Here is a 26496-nt window from a genome sequence, read left to right on the forward strand (position 1 = left end):
AGATCAGGCAGCCAGCGTGGCGACGAAGGCCACCTCAGCCGTGATTTCCTTGGCGTAGGCCAGGGGCAAAATGGATAGCCGCCCGGAAAACCGGAACGGATTGGTGAGGATCGGGTCGTTCCTGCTGGCAGTGAACTTCACGGCCGAGGCCATGGGCTTCACGAGCAGACCGGTCTGCAAGATGGCGTTGATCCGAGCCTCGATGCTCTGGATCTGCTTCTCACTCAGGAAGCCTGTCCGACGGTCCACCTGGAGCGGCTTGGACAGTATCCGCACGGCAGCCTGGTAAAACAGGCCGCGGGCCAGGTTGAGGACCCGGCGATGCTGAAGCCAGGTGGCGTCAGAGTCCGGCGAGGAGAGCAGACGCAGGTTGTTGATGTACGTGCCTGAGTAGCCCTGCCAGCTCCGAAGCACCGTGGCCTGGAGGTCATCCAGAGCCGAACCAACGCCTAGGGTTGCGTCCGTGTAGACAGGGTTCCCGTTGCTGTCCTTGATGGACACGCCCAAGAGCGGACCCCGGTCGTTGGCGTACTTGGAGTCGAGGGCCGCCCCATCCGTCTCGGGGGACATCACACTGACCAAGCCAGCGATGGCCAAGGACGGTGGACGACGCAGACGACCCGACACACCAGGGATGCTCGAGAGAAGGTCACACCTATCCGCTGTGACGACGAGGTCGGAAGACTCGACCGCACCACGGAACGTTTCGAAGGCCGTGAGGTAGTCGTTCGCCGTCTCGGTGCTCGACTGAGCCCTGAAGCTCACAATGCCGAACTTGTGCTTGTTCTGGCTGTGCAACGTCGCCAGCCAGGTGGCCACGGTCATCGCCATCGTGGCGTCCACATCCAGAGCCACCAGCACGAACTCCCAGTCCTTCGACGTGGAGGCCAGCGAGTCCAAGGCGGTCGAAAGCTCACCGTCCGTGAAGGTCTCCGGGAAGGCCTCGAAGCTGAAGGAGTCTCCCGCTACCAGCGTGCCCGCCGAGAGGTTCACCTTGACCCCACCAGTGAAGGCCGGGAGCGTGATGCTCGTTGCAGTTCCTAGCGGATACACGGGTCCGAAGGTCGTGCCCCCATCCAACGAGTAGCGGTACTTGATACCGCTGGTAGCGATCACACCCCCGCTCACCACCTCGATGTAGACTTGGTACTCATCAAGGGGGACGACGTTGGAGTCCACCGAGGGCGTGCAGGTTCCGGTGACGCCCGAGTCATCCAGGGTCGAGTAGCTGGAGCTATTCCCCGACGCCGTGCGAACGACAACTACGCTCGAAGCACCCAAATCGAGGGCGTAACAAGCAGCGTCCAGTGCTGCTCCGGCGGAGCCATACTCAGCGACCAGATCAGTCTTCGACCTGAAGACTTGGGGGTTGAAGGAGCCGGAGGCCGCAGGGCCCACCACGGCCATCGGCTGGCCGCTTAGGTTCTTGGTGTTGTTGAGGCCACCGTCAACTTCGGTGGTAGTAACTCTCGGAGTCGCCATTCAGCAGTCCTCGGAAAAGGGGTCTGCTGTTGAGGGGCGATAAAAGGATTAGACGACTGTGATGGTGTCGACTCCGTCTACGGTCTCCGAGGGCGCTTCATAGGTGCCCCCCAAGATCACGGTCTCGAGTTCGGCGTAGGCTGTGGCCGTCTCATCGGCGATGTCCTCGATGGGACTCAGCACGTTCATGGGCTGCTTGAGCTCCATGCCGGAGCTGAACTCGATGTCCTTCAGAACCAACTCGGGTTCGCCGAAGGTCAACAACGCTATGTGGGAGAGATGCATCGCTCGAGTCACCTGGTTGTGGAGAGCGGTGAGCGCCTTGTATTGAGCCAACTCGTTCTTGGGGTCGTCGGGGTCACGAGCCCAAATCCAAACAGTGAAGGCCTCTTCCCAGCTTCGGAGGACACGAGCACTGCTGGTGTTCTTGCGTGCCCCAACGATCTTGCCCAGCTTGGCGGACTGACCGGGCTCGATGATCACTCGAGTGTCGCCACCTGGGTCCTTGCTTTGCCTCGTCACCTGACGTCGGCCGAAGCGCACAACGATGCCTGCGGCCTCATCATCAAAGAGGGCCTGCATTCGTTCGATGAGTGCTGGGATTGAGGAACTCACTTGCCCCCCATGATTCGCTTCCACTCCTTCTCAAGAGCGTCGGTCACAGCCTTGGCGTGCTTGGGCCTAAGATTCCCACGAGGTAAAACCCCACGTTGAGGCACGCCCTTGCCAGTCGTATGGTAGTAGTACCTGCGCTCCTTCACCTTAAGCACAATCGTGGACCCAACAGCTGACCCTTGGATGGCGTCCGTCGCTGCGTTCTTGAGGGGGCGCTTGCCGTCCTTGGTGGGCTGCCACGCAGCTCCGGTGGCGGGATCAACACCGGAAGCGAGGTCCTCTTGGACCGACTTCGTGAGTGCCTCAGCGACCTTCGGGGCGGCCTTCTTGGCTAGGCCCTTCACTTCTTTGAGCTTGGCAATCCAAGAGTCGATGGCATCGATTGCGTCGGCCATCAGCTGTCCCCTTGGTTGTTGGGCCAGTCATAGGGGCTCTTGCCAGACCTCACGAGAGGACGACCCTTCGAGATGCCCGAGGTGCCCGGAGTGTCCTGACGGAGCGGGATGCCGAACAACCCGGTCTCACTGTTGGCCGCCTCCAGCAGATCGGCCTTTGCTTGATCGGCCTTGGCTACGATCTGAGCATCCTGGTCCGAGGATGGGCTGAAGCCGAGCCGCATGTAGCAATCGAGCGTCACCAGGTCCGTCAGCCAGATCAGGATGATTCTCGGAACTGATGTCGAGTCGAACGGTGCGTACCGCTTGGACAAGCGGGACCAGATGTAGGACGAGTAGTCCTCCAGCTTGGCCTCGACGAACCCATCCGTGTTGAGCTGAGCAACGTCGTCGGGGTTCATGCAGCTACGAGCAGTGAACTCAGTTGTGGTCAGGTAGGCCATGTGTCCTCAAAAACCAGAACCCCCAAGGAGCCGGCGACTCGTTGGGGGTTCGGTTGGCTTGGTCGCCTTCGGGAAGAGGCTAGGCTCAGCTGGCCTTGACCTTGATCATTCCGTAGGGAAATGCGGCAGTCACAGCGTTGCGGCCTCGTACGATGTACTCAAAAGCCTGAGAGCGACGGATTTCTGCATCCGTGAACTCGTCATGATTGGTGATCGTGAAGGCCTCACGCTCGACGTAGAGGAACGGTGCCGTGTCGGAGTCGACGATGGCGTCGGTGATTAGGTAGTACGAGGTGTCGTCACCACCAGCGGCCAAGCTCAACTCGGCAGCCGAGAAGACCTCGATGTCCGAGAAGCTGGCAGGAGCCAGGTCAGCCGTAGCAGCCACACCACCAACGGGACCGAAGCGGCCCTTGGTGATCAGGTCCGCACGAGTCTTGAGCTTCGGCGGAACCAGGACGGCCTTGACCTTGAGGTTCCTCGGCGTCTTGCCATCGGCACACATGATCGAGCCAACGTGGGCACACGCAGCTGCGAAGTTGTCGACGGCGGTGTTGTAGTTCCCATTGATCGGCAGGGCGTTGCCGCCATCCAAGAGGTTGGAATAGGTGCCAGCGCTTGAACGGAACGGGTTGTTTGGGTGAGTCTCAGAGAAGAAGAACTCACCATCGAACGACTTCACCGAAGCCTCGCCTCCGAGGATCGCCTCGGAGATCATGGCCTGAGGAAAGTAGGCCATGTAGCGACCGATGTCCGTTGCCCACTTGGCCGCACGCTTGAGGCCATGACCGTCAGCGTCAGTCAGCTCGTCCTTGCCGAGGCGAAGACCAGCAGCCGCTGGCTCCATCTCGACGGAGTGAGTCAGCTCGACCAGATCCTCGAAGGGAACCTCACCGATGCTGCCCGTGCGTTCGATGCGAGCGGTGGTCAGCATCCAGACGAGCTGCTCCACCTTGGACACGCTGTTCTCGACCTTGGCGCACTGATCCCACCACATATTTTGGGTGAGGCGTAGGTACGAATCCTCCGAGAGGATCCGGATGTTGTGATCCACTTGGTGGATGAAGGAGGGGGTAATTACGCTCATTGTCTACTCCAAGAAGAAGCTAAGAAAGGAAGCTAAGCGGCTAGGGATCAGACCCCGGGCTCACCCTGGATGCCCTGGAGGCCGATGACGCCGTGCTCAACGGCTACGCCGAGTGCACTGTCCACAGCCCACACTCGGCCAGCGAGTGAGGTGCCAGAGTCGTCACTGCTGACCGTTTCACTGTCCTCGACGTAGCAAGGGCCGAGGAGCATGGCGGACGTGACGGCGTTGCTGCCGCTATTTTCCCACCAGATCACGGTGACCTCACGGAAGAGCTTCACCTTGATCGGCTCATCGCCAGAAGCCGTCTTGGACTCCATGAAGGTCCCCACCGGAACCAGTCCGGTGTCCACCGTGCCGGCTACAGCCTTGCCGGTGCTTGTGTCGATGCAGCAGAGCTTGCCCTGTTCGGCAACCTCAGTGTCGGTCAGCGTGAACGTCCGAGTGCTCCAGCACTCCGTGCGGTTTTGTCGCTTTGCCATGTTGAAATCCTCACTTGGCCTTGGCCGCTAGAGCGGCACGGGCCTGAGATGCAGTCATGCGGGAGTAGACGGTCACGCCGTCCTTGGAGTGGACCTCGGGAGTTTCCGCCCGGAGACCCATGAGGGCCGCCACGTCGGGCTCACCGGGAGCGGGCTTGTAGGCCTGGCCCAAGGTGGTCACCTGGTCCTTGCCCTTGGTGGGCACGACCTGGGCAGCGGCTGCCGGATTCGGAGCCGGGTTCTTGGGGGTGAGAGCAACGGCCTGTCGAAGGTCCTTCAACGACAGCTGCTCCATGTACGCCCGGTACTTGGAGTCGCTCGTGAGGTCGGGACGCTTGGCCATCAAAGCCTTGCGTTCGTCGACCTGCTTGAGGGCCTTGATCTCCCGCTTGAGGGACACCAGCTCCTTGAGCACGTCGACTGACGCCGAAGCCGAAGGAGCGGACTCCTTGTCTTCCTCATCGTCCTCCGCCGGAGCATCCTCAGCAGCGGGCTCCTCTTCAGAGGCCTCACTTGCGGGTGCCTCCTCTTCGGAGTCGTCCTCACCCTCGAGGGCAGCAAGAGCCTTCTTGGCCTTCTTGGCCTGCTCCTCGTCCTCGGAATCCAGCATGGCCTTTAGGGCCTCTTTGAGTTCGTCCATCGTACTCACCGTTGGGGCATAAAAAGAATCTGAGATGGAGTCGGCCAACCCTTGCTGGACAGCACGACCCCCAATGAAGCTGTTGGCTTGGAGTGCTCTCCACCCATCAGCGGCGATGTTTGGCCGCCTCGAAGCAGCGAACTCGAAGAACACGGACGCCAAGTCATCGACCTGTGTCTGCATCGAGGCAGTTGCTTGCTCGCTCAACGGAACGAGGGGGTGACCATCAGCCTTGCGTGCTCCGCTCGTGATCACGGCGAAGTCGAGGCCAGCGTTCTGGTCGGCTCGGTAGTGGGAGCCCATCACGTTCAGCACGCCGACGTGACCCACGCAGCTCGTGTCGGTGATGTGGATCTCCTGGCCGCACAGAGCGAGGGCATAGCCAGCACTGCACGCCATCCCATCGACGTAGGTGATGAGCGGCTTTCCAGCCTTCTGGGCGATCCCAATGATCGTCTTGCACGTGGAGAAGAGCGAGGCGACGTCCCCACCAGGAGAGTCAATCCGCAGGACGATCTGAGCGGCGTCGGAGTCCGCTGCCTCCTGGACCATCTCCACAATTTCCCCGTAGCTAAGAAAGAAGCCCGGGGTGGCACTGAGCGGGCCCACGATGGGCACCACAGCAGCGTTCCCCACACGCTCCACTTCAGGCCCTGAGCCTGAAGCGAAGAGCATCGTGAGTGCACTAGGGGCGATGGCTAGGGGTTGTCCCTGGCCGGACCCAAATGCCTGACGTGCGATAGGAGCAGGAGTCTTCATTCCTGATCTCCGATCCCCACAAGTGGATCCTCAGCCTCGGGTTGCCCGAGTTCCGAGATGAACTTCTCGCCCTTCGGATCTTCGATGGGCGGAAGGCCCTGCGACTGTCGGGCCTCGTTGGTCCTGACCACCTTTGCGAGGTCGGTCGGTGCCAAGTCGAGCTTGGCGACCTTGGCACTCGTGACAGGCAGGTCCTCAGTGGTGACCCCCAATTTGCCAGCGACAGCTGAGATGGATTGCTTCGTAGGTTGCAAGCCAACCCGCTCTGCCAGATCGATCACCTTGGCCAGCTGATCAACATCAACGCCTTCGCTCTTGGGGTCGTCGAAGTCGCTGGTGTCGATCTCAATGTCGAGGGGTTCAACAACCTTCTTGGGTAGAAGGGGAATGTCGAAGTCGGTCATGAGCCGCCGGACGTCAGGCTGCTCGCCGAACTTGGCTAGGCCCTCAGACAGCGTGGTGATGGCAGTACCAACAGCAACGAGGGTGCTGGCCTGACTGGCCATGTCCTTCGGCTGCCGTGTGTCGTACTCGACCTGAGCGTAGGACCGATCCCTGAGGACCTCCTCGCCCTTGAGCATCACGCTGACCAAGGGGAGGAACTGCGTGTTGAGCGTCCCTGCTAGAGCCGAAGCACTCGCCTGGATGATGTCCGCCCGGATGCTCCGGTGCAAATCCGTCGTGGAAAATCCCTTGCCGCCTTCGGTGCTAACGACCTGACCCGCCAGGGCGATCATTAGGTGGTGGGCACCGTTGTCGACCTCGACCTGATAGATCTCGTAGCCACGCCCGTTGCTCTCCAGGAGCTTCACGTCGAAGCCCTGCGGGACCTCCAAGACAGCGTTCTCACTCCACTCGAGGTCGTCTAGCCAGTCCTGTCGTGTGGGCTCGTCCGTGCCTAGTGGTGCGGTTGCGATACGAGCCGGCAAGCTGTGCTTGGCGCTGTAGGACATCCGCCGTAGTTCGGCGTGGTCCCTCATGATGACGGCCCGGCCACAGGCAGCCCACAGGCCTTGGGCCCAAGGGTTGGTCAATCCGTATGGTAAATGAATTACGAATTTCCCCTCACCAGGGCGGATCTCGATCTCATTCACAACGCTCTGGAAGAACCACTGGTTCGTCTCAAACCGGTACCTAAGAAACTGAGGGTCGAGCCTGTAGAGTCTCGGGAACTCGAAGCCCGGAACGTCTCTGATCTCGGCGACCCCAACACCTAGAAGGTCTCCGTCAGCGACGAGTGCAGCCAGCTCACTAGGCGGGCACATCCAGTCGAACAGGCTCTCGGTCCCCGTCCGTGCAGCCAACTCTTGGGTGATGTCCGAGTCGCCGTAGAACCGCTTGGGCAACCGGACCAATCCCGAGGTCCGGGTCTGCAGCAGACCAGAGAAGAGCCCGTCCTGGCGGGCGTAGGCCATGATCTTCGCAGCCGGGCCGATGATCCCCTGGGCCGCTGCGTACTGAGCCGATACGAGGTCACGCTGGAGGTACTGGAGCTGGACCTGAGGGAGAGGGGCGATGTTGCCACCACGTCGATCACGAACCTCTTTGATGGTCTTGGCGGACGGACCTGTGCCCCGTCGGGTGTCCCCGAACCCAAGAGCGCTCAACGTCCTCTGCCACAGCGATGCCATACGCTGAGGCGGTTTCCACAAGTAGAAACTCAGTAACCGAGCCCACCATAGGGACTCGGCAGCTCACGACGACGTCGGCCTTGTCCCTCGTGGGCCTGCCTTGCTGCTTGGCTTCGTGCGGGGCGTGACCACAGGCACAAGCACAGGGCGTCACCACGATCAGGGCTCCGCCCCATGATCTGTCGGAGCGTCTTCTTCGACGTGACCCGCTGCTTGCCCCACGTGTCGACCTCCCAACTAGGTGTCGTGAGGTCCTGGTCCAAGAGGCTGTCCACCGGCAGTGCGATGGGGTCCTCTTCTCGAGCTAGGTGGTCATGAGCGTTGGACCAAAGCTCATCGTTCACCCTCCCGTAGATCTTGAACTGGCGGGCCTTCTCGCTGGACCTAACTCGGATGATTTTGAAATCGCTCGGGTGCAGTCGTGAGTGCACGATGAGGGACGAGTAGACGTCCGCACCGACCGAGCCTTCGGAGTCCAACACAATGGTTGCTGGCTCGGGGCTGCACCCCTTGTGCTTGGCTCGAGTCGAGGCGATCAGCTGAAGGAGCTTCGTAACGTGGCCATCTGCTGTGAGTCCACGATCCCCTAAAACCTCAGTGACCTTATGGCCTACTCGAATGGCCCAACCCGTCTCATCCCCAAATTCACCAGGGCCAGCAGGGTCACACCCAATGACGATGGGACCCGCTGCGACCATTTCATGCCAGAGGTCTTGGGCCGCCTCGAGAAGAGCGATCGGGATGATCCGATCGGTGCTCGACTCCACGAACTCCCCCATGACCCTTACTTTGAAAATTGGGCTCTCGGGTCCGTACTCCCGGAGCATCAGCTCGATCCAACTCTTGGTCGCCAGACCCGGGATCGCCTCACCACCCTCTAGACCAGCAACAACGTTGGCCGAGTCGTAGGCGCTCATGGCGAACGTCACGAAGAGGTCCGCCTTGCTCCTGTGAGAGTCGAAGAAGAACCCCTCGGCCTTCGTGGGGTTGCTCAGCAGCAGGATGGTCGAGCCACCCGCAGAGTTGCCTTGGATCGTCTCGTACAGCTCGTCCTTTACGCCCGAGGCCTCGTCGATGATGAAGAGGAGATTCCGGCCGGAATATCCGGCGAGCCCTTCAGCGTGGGTGGCAGCGACACCAATGATCTCCCGGAGTGCCGGGTGCTTGATGCCCGACTGGACGGTGTCGTAGACCTCACCCGGGATCCTGATCTTGGCGTTCCGTACGAGCCGCTTGATCTCTCGGTAGAGAATGCCGTTGCATTGCCGGTTCGTTGGGGCGAGTAAGATGACCCGTGCATCCTCACGGGTGAAATAGAACCAGAGAGCCAGGATGGCTGCCGTCGTGCTCTTGCCGGCCTTGTGCGAGCTACGAACGCTGACCCTTGGGTTGTCCCGACAGGCCTCGAGGATCTCACACTGCTTGGGGGTGGGCTCGAGTCCGAGGACGTCCCTTGAGAACCCAACCGGGTCGTCCCTATAGATTTCCTCAGGGCTAACCGTCTCGGCTTCGATCCTCCGTTGTCGGACTCGCTCAAGAGCGATCTCGAGTGAGCCAACAAACGTCTTGGGGCCCGCTGCCCTAGCCATCGCCACCAACTCCCGGGGACCGCTCGACCCTCAGCGTCTTGAGTGCGATGAGGACTTCTTCGAGTGCTTCGGGGTAAGGCTCGAGGGCGTCGGTGATCGCCTCTTCGATCCGCTGCCACTGAGGCGACTTCAGGATTTTCGACTCGGTGATGGCGGCCGACTCACCCGTGAGCTTGCCCAAGCTGGTGATGAGGGTCGTCGCTTTGTCCGCCAGCTTGAACCGCAGCTCGGGGCTGAGGTCTGCTGTCCGTAGGTGCCGCAGCTGATAGATGGCTTCGCTGCGCAGTTCACTGACCAGCTCGGCCGTGGAGGCGTTATCCGAGATCTCAACTGCCTGCCGCTCTTCAACTTCAACCTGCTGCTCGGGTTGATCCCATGCGGTAATTGGGATCCCGAGCTTGGCTTCGAGGGCCTTGCGCCTCTTGGCTCCCGGAAGCCGATCCCCCTGGTAGTAGTGGGTCAGCGTGTTCGAGGGCCACCCAAGGAGCTGCTCCACCTCGGCTCGGGTTCGTCCGCAGCGGTTGAGTAGGTACGCCCCTTGGTTGGGTTCCTTCGGCTTGTGTCGATCAGTAGAGGGCACGCCTCTGCGGATCAATCAAAGGATCCGCCGAATCCTCACAGCAGGTACTCGCCTCGAAGTCGCTCATGTCGAGTGGGTCCGGGCGGTGCCACCACGATGGGCTCCACCACGGGGTCGGGTTCGGCGTTCCTGCGGAACTGGCCTAGGCACCGGTTGCGGTAGGTGAGTGAGGTCTCCCCGTAGGTCGCACGCATGTGGTTCAGCCACTCGTGAGTAGCCAGGCCAGGGATGCCGGATTCAACGACGTCGAACGCTGACAGATGGAAGCGTGTCCAGCTGCTGCTGTCCTCATGATGCGACCGATAGAAGTACCCATTCTCTCGGTTAGGGGTGCTCGTCATCAGGACTCTCTCGGTACTCCCCACGACTTGCCATATGGAATCGTTGATCCCACAGGCCTCGTCTCCCAGGAACAGAATGTCACCGGAGTACCCGTAGGTAGCGTTGGTCCCTGCTATGGACCTGCCGTCAGAATAGCGCACCCCGATCATCACGTTGCTGTGGGCGTCACCGAAGATGGCAACTCGGGCTCCCTCAATGAGACGCCTGACCTCACGATAGACCACGCCCTGAGTTTGCCCTCGACTAGGGGCCATCAGAACCACTCGAGCATCGTCGTGGGTGGCGTAGAACCAGACGGCAGCGATTGCCTGAGCCATGGTCTTGCCCGACTTGTTAGCGCCTCGAACGGTGACTCGAGCGTTGCTTGGGACAAGGGCCTGGAGGACCTCAGCCTGTTGAGGGGTGGGCTCGATGCCCAGAACCTCTCGGGCGAACTCCACCGGTTCATCTCGATATTGGCTGTGGAAATATGGGACAGGCACGCCCTAGACGGGGCATCGATGATTTATCGATACCCCGGCTAGAAGTGATGGCGTCCACTCCCTTCTTCGTTGGTATCGATCCCGCAGACCTAGCTCAACGATCGAGCTACGACCCACGAGAGGAGATCGCGGATCACATAGACGGAGTCGTGGAGCCCACGACGGATGATGTCTTTGAGGGGTTCTCCCCTGGTGACTACGAGTCCAAGATCGAACCGCTCTTGGATCGCCTACCTGAACGTGAGGCGGACATCGTCCAGCTGTACTTTCAGCTCGGGAAGAAGCAGTCGGAGATCGCCGGCGTCTTTGGCATCACACAAGCTGCCGTGTCCTACCGGCTTCAGCGTGCAGTGAGGCGGCTCAAATTCTATGTGGATATGCCGACGTTCGATCCTCAAGAGTTGAGGGCGGACCTCATGACCGTGATCCCCGAGACCCCAATTGTTGATGTGCTCGTTTCGATCGCAGACACATCATGCCAGAGCGCTACGGCTGAAGAGTTAAGGGTCACGCAAGGAAGTGTTCGAGCACGTCTCATGACCGGGACGAGACGACTCAAGAAGATCGCCAAGACCAACCCCCAATTTGAACCGCACGCCAAACTGTTTGGGGGCCTCGTGGATCAGAAACTTTGGAACATCCTGCGAGCCGTATCACTCCCTCAATGGCACGACCCTGAATACCAAAAGACTCACGAGTGGGACGGGGTGAGCGGGTACCAAAAACCGCGGGATGGGATCACCCTCAAGAAGGGGAAGAGCCGACCCAAATAGGATCAGGCGGACCCCTAAATAGGTGCGCCCCCTCAACACCATTGCTGAGGGGGCATGTTTGAAAACCCTGAGCCATCAGTGCGGGAGCACAAATAGAACACGCCCCCCGAACCAAGGTGATCACGGGGGGCGTGTGAGCAGGACCGGTCCCTGAAGCTGAGGAGCGGGTGCCTACTTGGGGTTGGCTACAAGTGGATTCAGGGTAGTGGTACCCCGTCGGTCCGGCGATACTTCGGGGCCATGCCGTCAACCTCACTTCAGCAATGGCGTACCCAAGCGCTTGAAGCAGAGAAGGACCTGGAAGCGAATCGGAAGGCGGTTCGTGGGAAGCGATGGGCGGTGCAGGTGAATCACAACCACACCGCCATGCTTTCGTCCTACTTCCAGGCCTTTGCCAGGGGACTGCATTCCGAGGGCGTGAATGTGTTGGTTAATCAGGCTAACCCATCGTTTCGAATCATTTTCCGAATGGCAATGACGGCTGGAAGGGCTCTCGATTACGGTAACCCAAACGAGCGGAGTCTGGTGACAGACTTCGAACGGATTGGGCTCGCCCCCTTCATGAAGACCATGAAGGCACACGACAAGCGGAATGCCGCACGCTTCGAGAAGCTTAGGACCCTGATGACTTGGCGGAACGCAATTGCGCACCAGGACTGGACCAAGGTGCCGAACCAAGATCCAAACCTGCCTCTGCTCCAAGTGAAGAAGTGGCGAAGCGCATGCAACGGCCTCGCTACGTCAATGGACGAGGTTCTGAGGGAGTACCTGACGCAAGTGGTGGGAGTGTCACCCTGGTGATAGGCTCGGGGTATGGCCGATCCTGAAGCGAAGTTCCTACCTGGCGCTCACGTCCAGTTTCTACTGGGAAAGCGTGAGGTCCAGGGGACGGTCGTCGAAGATCGAGGCCCGCTTGGCGTCGGCGGTCGAAAGCTGGTGCGGGTTCAGATCGGCGATACGGAGTTCGAGGCTCCCGCGACAGATCTTCAGCGGCTGCCATTCGACCCCTCCCAAATCGCCGCCATTGATCGGCTCCTCAAAGCCGCAGGGGCCATCCGGCGAAAGGTCTACGAGTCAGCCTTCAGGATGTTCCAGGGTTCGCTCAGACACGTGTCGTTGGGCCTGTGGCCTGAGCATCTTGCAGAGCAATTCCGCCGGGACGTGGGGCTTGCGTTGCCCCTGTCCGAAGCAACCGCTGCATTGGATGCTCTGACCACCGTCGGAGCCCTAGTGAAGCGTCCTAGTGGGATCTACATCTCCACCGACTGGCTCCTGCGTTATCTCGACCGACGGTCCAAGCCGGCGACCCCCGCATCGAAGAAGCCAGCAGTCCAGGCGTACCTTCAAAGAGCTGCCAAGGCACCTGCGAAGAAGGCAGCGAAGGCCGGCCCGAAGATGACGACGGCAAGGGCGAGGGCCAAGGCAGCCAAGAAGGCCAGTAAGCGCTCAGTGGGTGTGAAGGCGGTCACCCAACGAGCCTTGAGGAAAAAAGCGAAGAAGGCCTGATCGTTGTTAAGATCTGAGGGTCGGGCGTCGTAGTCCGTGAGTGAACGCCTCCGTCACCCGTACCCGTAACGCCCCCAACACCCCGACCCTGTACTCGTCATCCTCCGACGACTGGTACACGCCCTCGGTCTACGTCGATGCAGCCAGGAGGGTCCTAGGCGGCACCATCGACCTGGACCCGGCGTCCTGCCCTGCGGCGAACGCGGTGGTCCAGGCCAAGGACATCTACACGGCCGCTGACGACGGCCTGACGCAGCCCTGGTGGGGACGCGTGTGGCTCAACCCGCCTTTTGGTCGTCGGGCCCACAGGAACGACTCCAGCCAGGCCAGATGGGCCGAGCGGATGACCGCCGCGTACGAGGACGGGGAGATCGAGGCGGGGGTCCTCATGGTGTCGCATGTCCCGGATAGGACCTGGTGGCCCCAGCTGTACCGGTACCCGCTCGTGGTGACGGACCACCGGGTGGAGTTCTGGAGGCCGGGCAGGAAGGGGAGGAGGCCGCTGACGACGTCGGCGTTCGTGTACGTCGGGCCCTACGTGGAGAGGTTCAGCCGGCTGATGTCCGGGTTCGGCAGCGTTAGGCTGCCTGGAAGGAGCTGCACCGTCTGCGGCACTGAGATGTACGGCCGGTCTGACCGGGCGTACTGTTCGGGAGCCTGCCGGCAGCGGGCGTACCGCGTACGGGCCGGAGGCTAGTACTCGGTACTCGGCCCGTGTGGGGAACTCCCGAGGTCCTGGCCCACACCTCGCCGCCTAGTCGGCCCGGTGGCCGGCGACAACTAGACCTCCCCATCCTGGTGTGGCTACTCCTTAGGGGACACCGTGGTGTCTCCACCCTCCACGCTCTCGAGGACGCAGGTTGTCTTGGCGGTGCAGAGGTAGGTGGCCTTGGGGCCGCAGCCCTTCACCAGCCACACGCTGTCAGAGATCTCGGTCACCGACAGCTGCCCGGCCGAGCAGTCAAACTGGGAGGCATGACGTTGAGTCACTGTGCTCTGCTGGCTTGCGCAGCCGAGCATCAGGCACCCAAGGGTCAACGCGAGACCAACACGTAAGTGGGGCATGAGTCCCCATACCCAACCTCGATGGGTGGCTCAATCGCCCCCGAGTGTCGTCCGCTGCTACTGTAGACAAACCTACCTGTAGGTGTGTCCTCCTTACACTGTGGTTGTGGGGAAATTTCGCCAACGAAGTTACTTACGAACGCGTTTTCGGATGGCCCCCGGCGTCAAACCCCCTAAATACTGTTGCCCCGGGGGGTCCGATCGCAAATCGAGCCAAATTTGGCTCTAAAAAACATAGCAAAAATGCCGTAAATTTGGCACTTTTCAATATATCGGCCTAAAACGAGAGTCTTTTCCGAGGCGATCAGAAATCCAGCTGTTTTAGGCTGGATCGTGCGTGTTCGATGCAATTTCGTGAAGGGGCCCGGATTGGGTGGAGCACTTAATCGTCGTCATCGTCGTAGTGGGCGCTGTGCACACTCTCCGTGTACTCGAGCCCACCATCGATCCTCTGATTCGCTGGGCAGCCGTTGCGATCGTACACCGGACGACCTCCCCACATCCTCTGCTCTTCAGTCCACGGTGAATCACACGCGACACGGTGCTCGTCAGGGTCCGGGGCCTCCGGGTCGTAGTCGTCACTGAACTCGTCTTCGTCGTCGTCGTCCTCGTCCTCGTCCTCGTCTTCGTCGTCCTCCAGCTCATCGTCCTCGTCTTCGTTCCTCATGGCGACCTCCGTCTCTGGACAGCCGACGATCCTGGCACCCCTCTGCCGCAGAGGGAAGGACCAATGAGCCCCTAGCTCGCCCCGCCGTGACACCACCCGTGCTTCCGGGTGGTCTTCAGAGGTTCTGCCTCTGTGGAGATTTCCACGGGGGTATTGACCGCGTGGGGCTTGGGGAGTGAGCGTCCATGCCTTTCTAGGAGGCAAGACATGGGATTGAATCAGACCGAGAGGGACGAGCTGGTCAGCGCCAAAGGGGATACTGACGTCATCACCGAGATGATGAGGGCTCTGGCCAGAGAGAAACGCCTGAGCGATCTCCATGACGCAATGACGCTTGGAGCCGAGTCGTGCGAATGGAACCGGAACGCGAAGAAGGCTCATCTCATTGGTCGGCTCCCAGGGATCATCAGCAACTGGTTCCTACTCAATAAGCGGAGTCCCGAGGAGCACCGGGCCTACATTGCGTACACGTTGGACAACAACGGGGAATGGGCCAGCAGGGTGACGACAGCCGCCAGAGTGTCTTCAGAAGAGTTCGCTCGAGTTGTTGGCGCACTTCCCGACGAGATATGGCCCGCCGGATAGAGCAAAGCCTCTCGGGGTGCCGGCCTGCCGGGAGCACGCTGTGGTCTGAGCTTCAGCTGCACCCCGAGGGATCCACGTCCTACGGGATCCCATGATCCCGACTTCAGAGGGATCCACGACAGAATACACACATAGATCCTCTTCTGTCGTGGATCCCCTGCGGGGCTTCTTGGAAGCGGGGGATCCAAATCAAAAGACCTTTGTGTGTGTATTCTGTCGTGGATCCCCCAACCACCCGAAGGCAGAGGGCCTCACGGCCAAGCTGCCTTCGGGTGGTGCACGCCATCGGCCCACCAGGACCAAGCCCCGCCACCTCCACGCAGAGGGGCCCTACGGGCCGTCTGCCGGGAGCACGCTGTGGTCTGTTGGACGAAGACCAAGAGCACGCTGTGGGAGCTTCCGCTCAAAGCCAAGAGCCCGGGGATTGGTAGGGGCTCCGCCCCTTCCCCCGAGAGGATTGCTTTGCCCTTCTCTGGCCAAGCTCTGTTCTCCCGGCCAAGATCCCTTCTCTTGGATTTCCCCCAACCCTTTGCCCATCCAACTTTCCACCGACAGCATATTCTGAATTGTCTATTCAGACTTCAGACTTTCAGACCGATTCAGACTTTCCGATTTCAGAATTTGGATCTCTCTAACTGTCTGATATCCAAGCTCTAATCCATATTCTGATCTTGCAGTCACGCCATAGCTCTATATGGGGGTTTGGGGGTGTCAGATCCTGCAGCTTTCAGACAATGGAAAGAGATCCCAGATACATATGGCGTGACTGCAACTTCAGAATATCGGAATTGGAAGAGATCTCAGGCACTTGAGGCCTCTCCAAATTCTGACGACTCCCCGGTTCGCCTCTCAAGCTCTTTGATCCACAGGGCGTGAGCCGTCTTCTTGGCCTGCTTGGCCGTGAGGTCTGGCTTGGTCAGGAGGAGAAGGCGGAGGGCAACCTCGAGGTACAGCGGCTCCGTCTCTACAATGCCGAGGTACTCCACGTACTTGTCCCGGAGCCGGGCCCACCGACGCTTCTCAGTCTTCGGGGTGGCGGAACGCCAATGGGCCTCCAGGGCGTTCAGCAGCTCCAAGACGAGGGCGTGGCGAGCTTCAGGGTTCTCGACCTCGTAGGCCTTCCTCTCGAGGTGAGCGATGCGGTTCAGCTCGGCCTTGCTCCCGTCCTTAGCCCGACGCTGAGGGACATCCAGAGAGCCGGTGGTGAAACCTCGGCGGAAGGCCTCCAAGGCCAAGGCGTGACGGCTGACGCCGGTACGCTTGGCCTCTTGGTCCAGTGCTTCGACTTCGGCCTCGCTGAGGTGAATGGTGACGCTGGCCATCAGGCTGCCTCCCAGTCGTCGTCTTCGTCCTCAAAGTCGTCCTCGTCGTATGGGCGGTCGTCACCCTCCAGAGGCAGTGGCTCCCAATAGTCGGGCCTCTCGGGAGCGGACCAAAGCTTGTCGTCTTCCTCGTGGTCCGGTGGTTCGTCGATACCCGGCCCTCCGAAGTCGTCCAGCTCGATGTCCTCCATTCCCGGCAGCTCGGGGAACTCCGCTGTGGAGATCCCCCGGTCTGCTCTCCGAACTCGGCCGAGTTCTCGGGCCCGCTCAAGCCAGTACCCAAGGTCAGTGGTCGGGTAGTGGACGCAGCCTGCCTTGCTGCACCTCTCACAGTAGAGGCCTGTCTTCTCCCCATCGTCGAGGGCCTCCACAAGGCCGTGGACCAGGCGATGCCGGTCGTCATGACTGGTGACATCCGGCGAGCCGTGGCCGTCTGCCAGGGCCTCGTAGGCACGCCAGAGTTTCCGAGCGGCTTTGGCCTGCTCCCAGAGGTTGGCCTTCTTGAGGGCTCTGGTTCTGGCGTCGTAGGCCCGCTTGTAGGCCTTGTAATCGGCGTCCTGCTGCCGCCAGTACCCTCGCACCCCGTCGTAGTGCTTGTACCGGCGGTCCCTCCAGACCAAACCTTTCCATGCGAAAAAACTGACCCCAGTCTTGGTGCCATTGCCGAGGGTCTTTCGAGCCAGGCCTTCCAGGCGGTCATATCCCGCCTGAACTTTGGTAGCCTTCTCCTCAAGAGCCAGACGCTCGTCTTCTGGAGAGCCCCTTGAGGGCTTCTCGAGCTTGGCCATGGCCTCCAGGACTTTGAGGGTCGTGTCAGCCAACCTGGTGGGCAGCTCGTCCCACAGTTCCTGGTCGCTCATTTTGCCCTCCTGAGGTTCGCCAAGAGGACCTTGGACATACAGATGGGATGATGACTACCCGTAACGGGGCCATGGCACTTCGGGCAGACTGGCAGCCCCGCCATGCGGCTCCAGACGGCGTCTCGGATTTTCTCCAGGGATATTTTTCTTGTTGGTGTAGTAGTAGACATAGTTCGATTCCTGCTTTGGTTCGTTCGATGGGTGAGAAGGGGGCTCCAGCTGACGGGGCCCCCTTCGCTATTTGGGTGTGACGATGAATTTGGGTCCCTTGCGATCCTCCGGTGCACTCCCTCCAGGAAAGAGCACCAGTGAGCGAGTCAAGAGCCCCCACATGTAGCTGTCCCTCATGTCCGGCTTCAGGCGGAGTGTCCGCCACGGTGTGGGCTGCTCCGTCACTACTGAGCATTCCACCGTTGGCCACTGCCACGGTTCTTGGTGGCGAGGTGCGGGCACATGGAAGACGTGACATCGAGCGTCCGGCTTGTTCATGGGCCCCACTGCCATCACTGAGGCGACCTCGTTGTCGCCAAGCCATCCGAGGCCGCCGCCAATCGCATTCCAGAATGGGCCAATGCCGCGGTAGACAGAGGACAGTTCGATCACGCCCTTCTCGGGCAACTCAACATGAAGTGAAGTCCCCTTAATGAACGACGGACGCTTCCCATTCAGTAGGGCACGGGCGACCCAGAGTAGATGAATGCCCGCCGCGGGACTGCTCGTCCTGATGTGCAGCGAAAGCTCATGCTGATAGTGCAGCATGACTTCCACGTACTCATCAGTGACGGTCACGTGCTCGACCGTGGGTGTTCCGGTTGGGATCAGGCTGCGGAGGTTCATCTCTGAGCCTCCTTTCGCTTCTCGAGGCCCTCGTTCAGGATCTCTTTCACGAGGTCAGAAAGCCGGCGATTCTCCAGGGCTGCCTGGATTCTCAGGGCTTGGTGAAGGTCCGGAGTGACGTGTAGGACGGGTTTCGGGTACGGCATGAGTTGCCTCCTTTCGCCTTAAGGAGGCCTATAAGTAGATTCGTACGTTTTCCGGTTCGGACCTCGAATTACACCCCCATGCAGACACCAATTTGAGGGATGCCCAAACCAAATACACCCTCTAGATCGAAAGTGGTCAGCTGGGCTGAGTACTCAAGTTCAAGGGCGTGAACCCTGTATTTGAGGGTCAGTCGAAGTTGTCGCCTCCCCACTTCTTCCGCAGTGCGGTCTTCTCGTCTTCAGAGCACTCACGCCAGCTCTTCAACTGCCGATAGTCCTCGGCGACCCTCACGTGCTGCCCCTGATACAGGAGGACATCCGTCGGGCGGTCAGGGTGCCGCACGCCGCCGTCCCACGGCAGTTCGAGCCACTCGTCCCGCGTGATGATCTCACCTACGGCATGCTCGTCACCGGCGATGCCTCCCGAGGTGGCGATGTAGATGTCGGCTTCCGGGTCTTCCGCTTGGAGTGCGGCGATCAGGTCTTTGACTTTCATGTCGACCCCCAATCCCCGATTGCATCCGGGTCACACGGAGTGCACTCGTCACCGAGTTCATCCACACTGCTGCCTTCACCAACACAGATGGTGAGGTCCTGATCACAGAGTCCGTTCCAGGAGTGGGTGGCACAGCCTCCCCACCATCTACCGTGGTGCGGAGACCAGTGGTACCCCGTGACTCGTAGGCATTGGCCTTCGCCAACGAGGACCGCGGTTTCAGATTTGCCACAGGGATTTGGCAATTCGGGAAGTCGCGGGACTTCTTCGTTGCCAGTCGTAAGTTCACCTCCAGACGTGGAGGCGGTGTTGGTTGTGGGGTCTACGGCGGTGGCACAGCCTGCAACGAGCAGGGCTGCCACCACGGTTGTTCGTGTGGTACATCTCATGGGTCTGATATCTCCGTATGGCTATCGAGGTGTTGGATGATGGAGGCCCCGGGAGTTGCCGCTCCTCGGGGCCGCCGACTATTTAGGGTTTGGGGTTCAGGCTGCGGCTCTGCGGAGCACGTCAATACGTGCAGCGAGGTCCTGGATCTCAGCGTCAGTGCTTTCAGCCAGGGCTCTGAACACCACCTTTTGGAAGTAGGGGTCTCGGGCCATTACGGGGCATGAGGACCAGAGAGCCTCGGCCTTTGGACGATCAGGCCTGACGACATGGACGAAGCGGAAGTCCTCGTCGTAGACGATGCGGAGAGCATGCTTGCCGTTCGTGAGCGGAACAGTCACGCCATACCCGTCCCACACCCACTTGTCCTCAGAGGCAATGAGCGTGGTGAGGTTCAGCCGTTTGATGGTTCGACGCATCGCCCTTTCGGTTGGAGCGTCCTTCAGAGGCCCATCACCATCACCACCCATGGCAGCAATGAGGTCAGCCATCGACACGCCACCGCTGTTGGCCTTGAGGCGCTCATCAAGAGTCCCGAACAAATCGAGGCTGGGGAACCCATCGGGCCCTGCCAGGTCGCACTCTCGGAGCTGCTTGGTCTTCTTGGTGTTGGTCTTCTTGGTGGTTCGCTTCTTCATGTTCTGTGTTCCTTTCGTGTTGAATTTGGTGGTCATCGTTTCTTCTTCAGGGACGCTTGCAGCGCTTCGAGTACGAGCGCCTGAAGCGTCGTGTCCTCGTCCACTGCCCGTGCCTTTAGGTCCTTGTGTGTTTCTGCGGGGATTTGGATTTTGATCCACCGCCACGGTTGATCTGTGTGCTTGATGGCCATGAGGGCTCCTTTCACCCACGGGGGGCTGATAAGTGGAAGTTCGTGTCGTTCGTTCCTTGCTGATCGACTACACCGATGGCGATCGCCGAAAGCTTCTCCACGGGCAGAAATCGACAGGGGCAATGTCGATTTTCTCGAAGCCGCAGGAAAACAGCTGGTTCCGCCACACAGCCGTAGGGCTGGCTGGCCTGGAGCGCGCGCTGTCGGGGGGTGTCATGCGGGTACTACGATTTCCGACCCGCGATCCTTAACAACGATCGACACCCCCTATGTCGATTTCTCAGATCGCCCGGAAAGCCCGCAATAGTCCGTTGATGAACTCGCTCTATGCATGAGCATTAAATCATCTGAGACATCGACATCATCCGTCAGCATCAACCCCGGCCTAGCCCTGCGACTCGATCCCATCGAGGGCGGGATTCGAGTGACGGGCTCCGAGACCCTGAAGGTTTCGGGCGGTTTCGACGAACTCCGCAAGAACCTCCACGCCGTCCTGTCGGCTGAGATCGTGCGGTTCATCCACGCAGAAACCCGTGGGCTGCCCAAGCCATTGTTCCCTGACGGGGCTCCCGGTCCGCTGACCATGGCAGTGCACTTCACCGTCTTCGAGGACGACACCGTTGAGCTGATCTGCAGGGGCCTTACCCGTAACGGCGAACACTTGGCGAAAAGCTTCAAGGGGCACACCTCGGAGCACCAGCGGTTGGACGAGTTCGTCCGTGATATCTGCGGGGCCTACCTCTTCGAGGTGTTCTACGACGGCGACACTGATCGGTACGTCGCAGAAAGGAAGGCAGCGGAGATCGCTGAGGTCCAAGCAAAGCGAACAGCATCCAAGGACGACCACGCGACCTGGAAGGGCCTGCACCTCCACATCCGGTGTGACGCCAGCCGATACCATGTGGTCGCTTCGGTCCACGACCGATGCCACACGACTCAGGTCTCCCTCTACGACGACACCGATGCCCGTCGACCACGTCAGCAGGTCCGTGAAGACCTGATCGATTGGGTCACCCAAGTGGTGGCTAGCTACGACCTGGAGGTGCAGTGATCGCCATCGTCACCCCCACAACCCCAGGACGCTACCGCGTCAAAGGGGATGTGGATGCCGTTGACCTGGATCGTTGTTCTCTGGTGGAAACACTTATCCAGAACCTCGACCCCCAAAAACTCAAAGCCAACCCCCAAGAGTCAGAAGACGCTGACCCTCAAGACCTGAAGCTCAACATCGAGCCCAACGGTTCGGGCCTCTACACTCTCTGGGTTCGGTACGCGGGCTACCACCAGGGGTCCCCTCGTTTCGATCACGAGGGTGCACGCAGATGGGTGGACGTGTTCTTGAGGGGGTACGAAGCGTATGTGGAGACGGGGGTCGTGTGAATCAACTTCGACCCGGGCATCAGCACCCCTCGTGGGTATCTCGTACATGCTGGTGCCCGGGTCACCTTCCAACTGTCACCATGATGGTGACGGTAGAGGTACTGGAGATCCGTTGCCAGTGAGGCCAGGCCCTGAGCTACCACCCATCATCCTGGACTGCTGCGACCAGCCGATGGAGCTGTGTCGATGCGAGCAGCGTTCGGATCGACGATGGGTGGCCGTTGGGATCACGATCGTGGTGCTGGTCCTGGCGGTCGTGGTGCTGGAGCGATGGCCCTTCCAATGATCGCAACGGTTGAGTCGTGGCCTTCATGGCCACAGCTGTAGCGATCATCGCTACAACTCAGTTGTCCCCATCATGGCGACAACTGAACCGTGTTCATCATGAACACGGCTCACCCCCACACGGCCTCCACGGCAGCCCGTGCCCTGTCGAGGCTGTGATGTGCGTAGCGCTGCGTTACTTCTAGCGAGCTGTGACCCAAGAGGCCCTGCACAGTCCTGGCGTCGACCTTGCCGCTCGCAAAGAGGCTGGTCGCAAAGTAGTGCCGGAGGCCGTGGTACTTGTCGCAGGTGATCCGCAGCCGCCGACACGCACGCAGCAGAGCCTGACGGAATCCATAGTCACCCCACACCTGATCCTTCCCATCGCGTCCGACGGACATCGACACGTAGGCCATGGGGTTGTCAGGCATTGCTTTGAGCCGAGGCTTGAGGAGCGTCATCAGCGGACCCGTGATGGGGATCTCACGTTCGTGACCACTCTTGGGCGGTGCTTCCTTCCCGTAGGTCCGAGCCAAGCGGACCGTGATGATCCCTCTCTTGAGGTCCACATCACGACGACGAAGAGCACGGACTTCACCAGCTCGGAGCCCAGCGTAGGCCGCAAGTGCGAACGCAAGTCTTCCAGCTCGACGTTGGGCGTTCACGAGGTCGGGCTGAGTTGGGTCGTCCCCCTCCCCCAAAAGCTTCCTCACGTCTTCAGGGTCCGGTGCTTCGACTGCGGTACGCCCAACCTTGGGCAGTGACGGGAACACGGGCGTGTCGTCCACCATCGTGCCCACGACGGACTTCAGCACGGTTCGGAGCATCACCTGTTGGTTGCGTCGTGAGGACGCTGAGAGGCCTTCCTTGATCAGGGTCGCGGCCCACTTCTCGATCTCGACCTTGGTGATCTCATCCAAGGGCCAGCCCAACCAGTGAGCCATGTGGCTGCTCTCAAGAACCTGGTTGTAGCTCCACTGCGTCGACGGCTTCTTGGTCACGAGGATGACATCCCGGTAGTGCTTCACGGCGTCGTCCCAAGTCTTGCCCTTCACCTTCTTCTTAGGGGTCTTGGTTGGGACCTCTGGCTTCAGCGTTCCGTACTGCTGCCACACCTCGATGAGTGCACGCTCCTCGGCTTCGGCAGCTGAGCGGTTCTGCACCTTGGCGACTCGCCGGTACCGCTCCTCGTTCGTCGGAGAGGTGAACCTCCGATCGATCACCCAATACTTCTGACCTTTGATCATGCGTCGTACGACGGCCATCTTCGCCTCCTATAGCCAGCCGGCACTGAGCCGGACTTTCCAGAGTCGGCGGAGCTTCCTCGCCTCGATCCCGTCGATGTTCGCTTGGGTGACCCCATCCGTGGATCGGGTTGCGGACCTCTCGAGTTTCTTCCGCAGGGAGTCTACGGATTCACCGAGGTGGTCAGCGGCCTGAGCCAGGGACATCCACTTCTTCGTCGTCGTTCGCACCTTCACGAATACACCGACGAGAAAAGTGCAGGACTTTTCTTGGGGCACTTTCTGGGTAACTACGGGGAAACCAGTCGAGCGAGAGCGTGGGAAACCTAGGGAAACCTCCTATTTTTCTAGGCTTTCGTGAAAAAATTGAACAATTCGTAAACCGTAGGTCTCCGGTTCAAGTCCGGAAGGTGGCTCTATGATCAGGCGCCCTGTTGGGCGCCTTCTGTTTTTTGTTTTCCGGACTTGGACCTTACTTGAGTACCGGGCTCGAACCTCGGAGACGCTTCTCGGCTCCGGTGCTTGCCTTGGTCCCGGTTTCAAGTCCGGAAGGTGGCTCTATGATCAGGCGCCCTGTTGGGCGCCTTCTGTTTTTTGTTTTCCGGACTTGGACCTTACTTGAGTACCGGGCTCGAACCTCGGAGACGCTTCTCGGCTCCGGTGCTTGCCTTGGTCCCGGTTTCAAGTCCGGAAGGTGGCTCTATGATCAGGCGCCCTGTTGGGCGCCTTCTGTTTTTTGTTCTCCGGACTTGGACCTTGCTGGAGTACCAGGCTCACTCTCGGAGACGCCCCATCGCTCCGGTGCTTGCCTTGGTCCCGGTTTCAAGTCCGGAAGGTGGCTCTATGATCAGGCGCCCTGTTGGGCGCCTTCTGTCTTTTGTTTTCCGTCGTTTGCCCCTTGCCTCACCGCACGTGGGCTCCAGGGCACGCTCATGCTGAACCCGAAGCGGTTGTTGCGCGACACGCTGGGCGGACTGCTCTTCAACGAATTGGAGGTAGCCAACGTCCAGGCGCTGGGGCCGCGCTTCCGGCTGTTGGAACTCAGCGGCCGGCCGCTGCGGCAATTCACTCCGGGTGCGAAGCTCCAGCTGATGCTGGACGAAGGTTCACGCACCTACACGCCATTCGAGGTGGATAGCGAAGCGGGCACGCTGAGCCTCCTCGTATATCTGCACGGCAATGGCCCGGGGAGTCAGTGGGCCAGCTCTGCTCGACAAGGTACGCGGGTGATGGCGTTTGGGCCCAGAGCCTCCATCGACCTCCCTCGGGTCCAAGCCCCCACCATCCTGGTCGGTGACGAGACGTCGATCGCGCTGGCCACGCTGTTCGAACAACACCACCGGGGGAGCGCAACGCTACTCGAGGTGACCTCGGTGGACGAAACCCGTCTGGCACTCGACGCCCTCGAACTCGAGCGCGTAACGTTGGTGCAGCGCCAAGTCGGCGACGCACACCGGAGCGAACTCGGCAGCAGCTTGCTCCGCCTGCAAGATACGCTGGGAGCAGCGTCCGCAGTCCTCACCGGCAACGCTCGCACGATTCAGAGCGTGCGCAGCGGGCTGCGCGACGCCAGGTCGCGGGGAAAGCAAACCGTGAAGGCCTATTGGGCGCCGGGCAAGCGCGGCCTTGACTGAGCTAAGGGCTCACGAACTCGTCCGTGCACGTTGCCTGCACCTGGGCGGCCGTCGTGTGTATGGAAGAGGTGTAATACCAGTTGGTGAGGTTGCCCTTGCGGCAGCCACCCAGGGCACCCGTCCGATCGCAAGCGCCAGTGGATAGCGTGTAACCAGCCGCAGGAGAGCAGATTGCCCTCACCTTTTCGTTTGGTTCCACGTGGAAATCGATGCAGATCATGGAGCCGCTTCCCGAGCCCGCGCGCATGTCGCAACTCCCCTTGACCACCGCGGGGTCTGCCTTGTTCTTGCAGGCAAACAGCGCACCGAACAAAACGATCGCCAACGGTCCGACGAGATCCCAACGCGCCATAACCAATCGCCCCTTTTGAAGTAACTGTCACGGGGAGCACGAGCCACGTGCTCCGTCGGCGGAGTATCTGCGAAGCCTTGGACAAAAGCTATTCCCCTCGCACGAGCCCCCGCGCATTCTCCCCGGTATGGGGGACGACACGAGCTTTCACCCGGTCGACCATGCGCGAATCGATGAGGCAATCTTGCCCCATCTGCCCGTCGAGCGTGTCGCTGCCCCGCGGCAATGAGGTAGCGAGGTCGCGGAGGAAGATGGCGAGGTCGCGCTGGATCTAAAGAACTTCACAGAGGCCCTCGCCGATGCGGAGCTTCGCGGCCTGCCCTTCGCCGAAGCCACTGAAATCTACAGTGGAATGGGCGGAATCACGAACTGAACCCACCCGGGACAACCCTGGTTGATTCGGCTATGCTCGCGCCGCTTTGACCGAACCGACAGCACCGCACCTCGTCCCTGGCTTTCGCTTTGCTGGCATCAGCGCCGGCATCAAGAAGCGTGGCGGCCCCGATCTCGCTTTGATTGCCTGCGATCGAGACGCAGTGGCTGCCGGGGTGTTCACCCAGAACATCGTCCGCGCCGCTCCGGTCGAGGTCGCCCACGAGCGGGTGCAAAGCGGAGTCGCCCGCGCGATCCTCGTCAACAGCGGCAACGCCAACGCGTGCACTGGCGAACCGGGAACCCGCGCAACCCTGCAGTCCAGCCAGGCGGTCGCGGAGGCGCTGGGTGTCGCCCCCGAGCTCGTGCTGCCGTGCTCCACGGGGGTGATCGGCCAGGTCTTGCCCGCGGAGCGCATCGTGGCCCACGCCGCCGGCTTGGTGGCAGAGCTGAAGGAGGACGCCGTTCCCTTCGCGAACGCCATCCTCACGACGGATCGCTTCGCCAAGCTAGTCCAGTGCCCCGTGGAAACGGACGCTGGCCCAGCAACGCTGCTCGGCATGGCCAAAGGCGCCGGGATGATTCACCCTGACCTGGACACGGGCCTTCCCCAGGCGACGATGCTCGCCTACCTGCTGACGGACGCGAAGGTCAGCGCGCAGGGTCTGCGATCTGCGCTGCTCGCGGCAAGCCAAGTCACCTTCAACGCCTGCAGCGTCGATGGCGACACCAGCACGAACGACACCGTGCTCGCCCTCGCCTCAGGAGTGCACGCTGGCACGGCATCTCGCGACAGCCTCGAACGCGCGATGCGCGAGGTGTGCAAGGAGCTCGCAAGGCTGATGGTGCGCGACGGAGAAGGCGCCGAGCACTCTGTCGCGATCACCGTTGCTGGGCTCACCACCGCCGAAGATGCCCGGAAGGCAGCGCACACCGTCGCGACCTCGCTTCTGGTCAAGACCGCTCTCACCGGCAAGGACCCGAACTGGGGTCGCCTGCTCGCAGCTGCTGGGCGGTCCGGCGTGCTCTTCGACCCAAAGCAAGCGAGCATCCACGTGGGCGACGTGTTGATCTGCGAACACGGCATGGGCCTGGGCGTCGAGGCAGAGGCGAAGGCCACCGCCATCATGAAGACGGACAACTACAGCATCACGTTGACCCTCGGCGGTGGCTCCCACGCCTTCACCTACACCACCTGCGATCTCGGACACGGCTACGTCGACGTCAACGCCGGCTACCGGACCTGAGCG

At 60.8% G+C, this 26496-nt stretch carries 31 protein-coding genes; 9 read left to right on the forward strand and 22 right to left on the reverse strand.

The window, feature by feature from the left end; all coding sequences use genetic code 11:
• Positions 1-3 precede the first annotated feature (3 nt).
• The 11 genes from H6718_04130 to H6718_04180 form a co-directional block, all read right to left on the reverse strand.
• Positions 4-1482, reverse strand: coding sequence for a hypothetical protein (locus H6718_04130; GenBank protein MCB9584556.1), 1479 nt, complete (start codon positions 1480-1482; stop codon positions 4-6).
• Positions 1483-1530: 48 nt separating this feature from the next.
• Positions 1531-2064 carry a hypothetical protein gene (locus H6718_04135; protein MCB9584557.1) on the reverse strand — a complete coding sequence of 178 codons (534 nt, stop codon included), beginning with the start codon at positions 2062-2064 and terminating at the stop codon, positions 1531-1533.
• Between the two features lie 29 nt (positions 2065-2093).
• Positions 2094-2492, reverse strand: coding sequence for a hypothetical protein (locus H6718_04140; protein MCB9584558.1), 399 nt, complete (start codon positions 2490-2492; stop codon positions 2094-2096).
• Positions 2492-2935: a hypothetical protein gene (locus H6718_04145; GenBank protein MCB9584559.1), complete on the reverse strand. Its 444-nt coding sequence runs from the start codon at positions 2933-2935 to the stop codon at positions 2492-2494. Before H6718_04145 ends, H6718_04140 begins: the two co-directional genes overlap by 1 nt.
• Before the next feature lie 85 nt (positions 2936-3020).
• Positions 3021-4022 carry a Mu-like prophage major head subunit gpT family protein gene (locus tag H6718_04150; protein MCB9584560.1) on the reverse strand — a complete coding sequence of 334 codons (1002 nt, stop codon included), beginning with the start codon at positions 4020-4022 and terminating at the stop codon, positions 3021-3023.
• Positions 4023-4069: 47 nt separating this feature from the next.
• Positions 4070-4504, reverse strand: a complete 435-nt coding sequence (locus tag H6718_04155; GenBank protein ID MCB9584561.1) for a hypothetical protein — start codon at positions 4502-4504, stop codon at positions 4070-4072.
• A 10-nt stretch (positions 4505-4514) separates the two neighbouring features.
• On the reverse strand, positions 4515-5903 hold the full coding sequence (locus H6718_04160; GenBank protein MCB9584562.1) for a S49 family peptidase: 1389 nt from the start codon (positions 5901-5903) through the stop codon (positions 4515-4517).
• Positions 5900-7534, reverse strand: coding sequence for a DUF935 family protein (locus tag H6718_04165; GenBank protein MCB9584563.1), 1635 nt, complete (start codon positions 7532-7534; stop codon positions 5900-5902). Before H6718_04165 ends, H6718_04160 begins: the two co-directional genes overlap by 4 nt.
• A 29-nt stretch (positions 7535-7563) precedes the next feature.
• Complete coding sequence (locus H6718_04170) at positions 7564-9123, reverse strand: DEAD/DEAH box helicase family protein (protein MCB9584564.1); 1560 nt, start codon at positions 9121-9123, stop codon at positions 7564-7566.
• The gene (locus tag H6718_04175; GenBank protein ID MCB9584565.1) at positions 9116-9619 is read right to left on the reverse strand and encodes a hypothetical protein; all 504 of its coding nucleotides are present in this window, start codon (positions 9617-9619) and stop codon (positions 9116-9118) included. Before H6718_04175 ends, H6718_04170 begins: the two co-directional genes overlap by 8 nt.
• Positions 9620-9738: 119 nt before the next feature.
• Complete coding sequence (locus H6718_04180; GenBank protein MCB9584566.1) at positions 9739-10362, reverse strand: hypothetical protein; 624 nt, start codon at positions 10360-10362, stop codon at positions 9739-9741.
• A gap of 212 nt (positions 10363-10574) precedes the next feature.
• Here H6718_04180 and H6718_04185 point away from each other — a divergent pair, with 212 nt between their 5' ends.
• The 4 genes from H6718_04185 (at position 10575) to H6718_04200 (ending at position 13503) form a co-directional block, all read left to right on the forward strand.
• Positions 10575-11300: a hypothetical protein gene (locus H6718_04185; GenBank protein ID MCB9584567.1), complete on the forward strand. Its 726-nt coding sequence runs from the start codon at positions 10575-10577 to the stop codon at positions 11298-11300.
• A gap of 525 nt (positions 11301-11825) precedes the next feature.
• Positions 11826-12101: a hypothetical protein gene (locus tag H6718_04190; protein MCB9584568.1), complete on the forward strand. Its 276-nt coding sequence runs from the start codon at positions 11826-11828 to the stop codon at positions 12099-12101.
• A 12-nt stretch (positions 12102-12113) separates the two neighbouring features.
• The gene (locus H6718_04195) at positions 12114-12806 is read left to right on the forward strand and encodes a hypothetical protein (GenBank protein MCB9584569.1); all 693 of its coding nucleotides are present in this window, start codon (positions 12114-12116) and stop codon (positions 12804-12806) included.
• 40 nt (positions 12807-12846) lie between these two features.
• Positions 12847-13503, forward strand: coding sequence for a hypothetical protein (locus tag H6718_04200; protein MCB9584570.1), 657 nt, complete (start codon positions 12847-12849; stop codon positions 13501-13503).
• A gap of 107 nt (positions 13504-13610) precedes the next feature.
• On the opposite strand, the gene H6718_04205 is transcribed toward H6718_04200, so the two are convergent.
• Both H6718_04205 and H6718_04210 read right to left on the reverse strand, forming a co-directional pair.
• Positions 13611-13871, reverse strand: coding sequence for a hypothetical protein (locus H6718_04205; protein ID MCB9584571.1), 261 nt, complete (start codon positions 13869-13871; stop codon positions 13611-13613).
• Positions 13872-14253: 382 nt separating this feature from the next.
• Positions 14254-14538, reverse strand: coding sequence for a hypothetical protein (locus H6718_04210; protein MCB9584572.1), 285 nt, complete (start codon positions 14536-14538; stop codon positions 14254-14256).
• Positions 14539-14745: 207 nt separating this feature from the next.
• On the opposite strand from H6718_04210, the gene H6718_04215 reads away from it, so the two are divergent.
• Positions 14746-15123, forward strand: a complete 378-nt coding sequence (locus H6718_04215; GenBank protein MCB9584573.1) for a hypothetical protein — start codon at positions 14746-14748, stop codon at positions 15121-15123.
• Between the two features lie 800 nt (positions 15124-15923).
• Here H6718_04215 and H6718_04220 read toward each other — a convergent pair.
• The 7 genes from H6718_04220 to H6718_04250 all read right to left on the reverse strand — a co-directional run bounded on the left by H6718_04220 (position 15924) and on the right by H6718_04250 (position 20000).
• The gene (locus tag H6718_04220; protein MCB9584574.1) at positions 15924-16445 is read right to left on the reverse strand and encodes a CopG family transcriptional regulator; all 522 of its coding nucleotides are present in this window, start codon (positions 16443-16445) and stop codon (positions 15924-15926) included.
• On the reverse strand, positions 16445-17305 hold the full coding sequence (locus H6718_04225) for a hypothetical protein (protein ID MCB9584575.1): 861 nt from the start codon (positions 17303-17305) through the stop codon (positions 16445-16447). The genes H6718_04220 and H6718_04225 overlap by 1 nt, the downstream gene beginning before the upstream one ends.
• Before the next feature lie 237 nt (positions 17306-17542).
• The gene (locus H6718_04230; GenBank protein MCB9584576.1) at positions 17543-18142 is read right to left on the reverse strand and encodes a hypothetical protein; all 600 of its coding nucleotides are present in this window, start codon (positions 18140-18142) and stop codon (positions 17543-17545) included.
• Positions 18139-18288, reverse strand: coding sequence for a hypothetical protein (locus tag H6718_04235; protein ID MCB9584577.1), 150 nt, complete (start codon positions 18286-18288; stop codon positions 18139-18141). The genes H6718_04230 and H6718_04235 overlap by 4 nt, the downstream gene beginning before the upstream one ends.
• Positions 18289-18475: 187 nt before the next feature.
• Complete coding sequence (locus tag H6718_04240; protein ID MCB9584578.1) at positions 18476-18784, reverse strand: hypothetical protein; 309 nt, start codon at positions 18782-18784, stop codon at positions 18476-18478.
• 485 nt (positions 18785-19269) lie between these two features.
• Entirely contained in the window at positions 19270-19809 is a 540-nt protein-coding gene (locus tag H6718_04245) for a hypothetical protein (protein ID MCB9584579.1), read from the reverse strand.
• 32 nt (positions 19810-19841) lie between these two features.
• Complete coding sequence (locus tag H6718_04250) at positions 19842-20000, reverse strand: hypothetical protein (GenBank protein MCB9584580.1); 159 nt, start codon at positions 19998-20000, stop codon at positions 19842-19844.
• Positions 20001-20331: 331 nt separating this feature from the next.
• Here H6718_04250 and H6718_04255 point away from each other — a divergent pair, with 331 nt between their 5' ends.
• Both H6718_04255 and H6718_04260 read left to right on the forward strand, forming a co-directional pair.
• A complete protein-coding gene (locus tag H6718_04255) occupies positions 20332-21051 on the forward strand; it encodes a hypothetical protein (protein ID MCB9584581.1) in 720 nt (239 codons plus the stop codon).
• Complete coding sequence (locus H6718_04260) at positions 21048-21380, forward strand: hypothetical protein (protein MCB9584582.1); 333 nt, start codon at positions 21048-21050, stop codon at positions 21378-21380. The genes H6718_04255 and H6718_04260 overlap by 4 nt, the downstream gene beginning before the upstream one ends.
• Positions 21381-21775: 395 nt before the next feature.
• Here the strand turns inward: H6718_04260 and H6718_04265 are convergent, their stop codons facing one another.
• A complete protein-coding gene (locus tag H6718_04265) occupies positions 21776-22909 on the reverse strand; it encodes a site-specific integrase (protein MCB9584583.1) in 1134 nt (377 codons plus the stop codon).
• A 911-nt stretch (positions 22910-23820) separates the two neighbouring features.
• Between H6718_04265 and H6718_04270 the strand changes: the two genes are divergently transcribed.
• Positions 23821-24522 carry a siderophore-interacting protein gene (locus H6718_04270; GenBank protein MCB9584584.1) on the forward strand — a complete coding sequence of 234 codons (702 nt, stop codon included), beginning with the start codon at positions 23821-23823 and terminating at the stop codon, positions 24520-24522.
• 1 nt (position 24523) lies between these two features.
• Here the strand turns inward: H6718_04270 and H6718_04275 are convergent, their stop codons facing one another.
• Positions 24524-24874 (reverse strand): hypothetical protein, encoded by a 351-nt coding sequence (locus H6718_04275; GenBank protein ID MCB9584585.1) that lies wholly within the window; start codon positions 24872-24874, stop codon positions 24524-24526.
• Between the two features lie 419 nt (positions 24875-25293).
• Here H6718_04275 and argJ point away from each other — a divergent pair, with 419 nt between their 5' ends.
• Positions 25294-26493: a bifunctional glutamate N-acetyltransferase/amino-acid acetyltransferase ArgJ gene (gene argJ, locus H6718_04280; protein MCB9584586.1), complete on the forward strand. Its 1200-nt coding sequence runs from the start codon at positions 25294-25296 to the stop codon at positions 26491-26493.
• Positions 26494-26496: the final 3 nt, after the last annotated feature.

Source organism: Polyangiaceae bacterium, assembly GCA_020633205.1.
Taxonomy (GTDB): domain Bacteria; phylum Myxococcota_A; class Polyangia; order Polyangiales; family Polyangiaceae; genus JAHBVY01.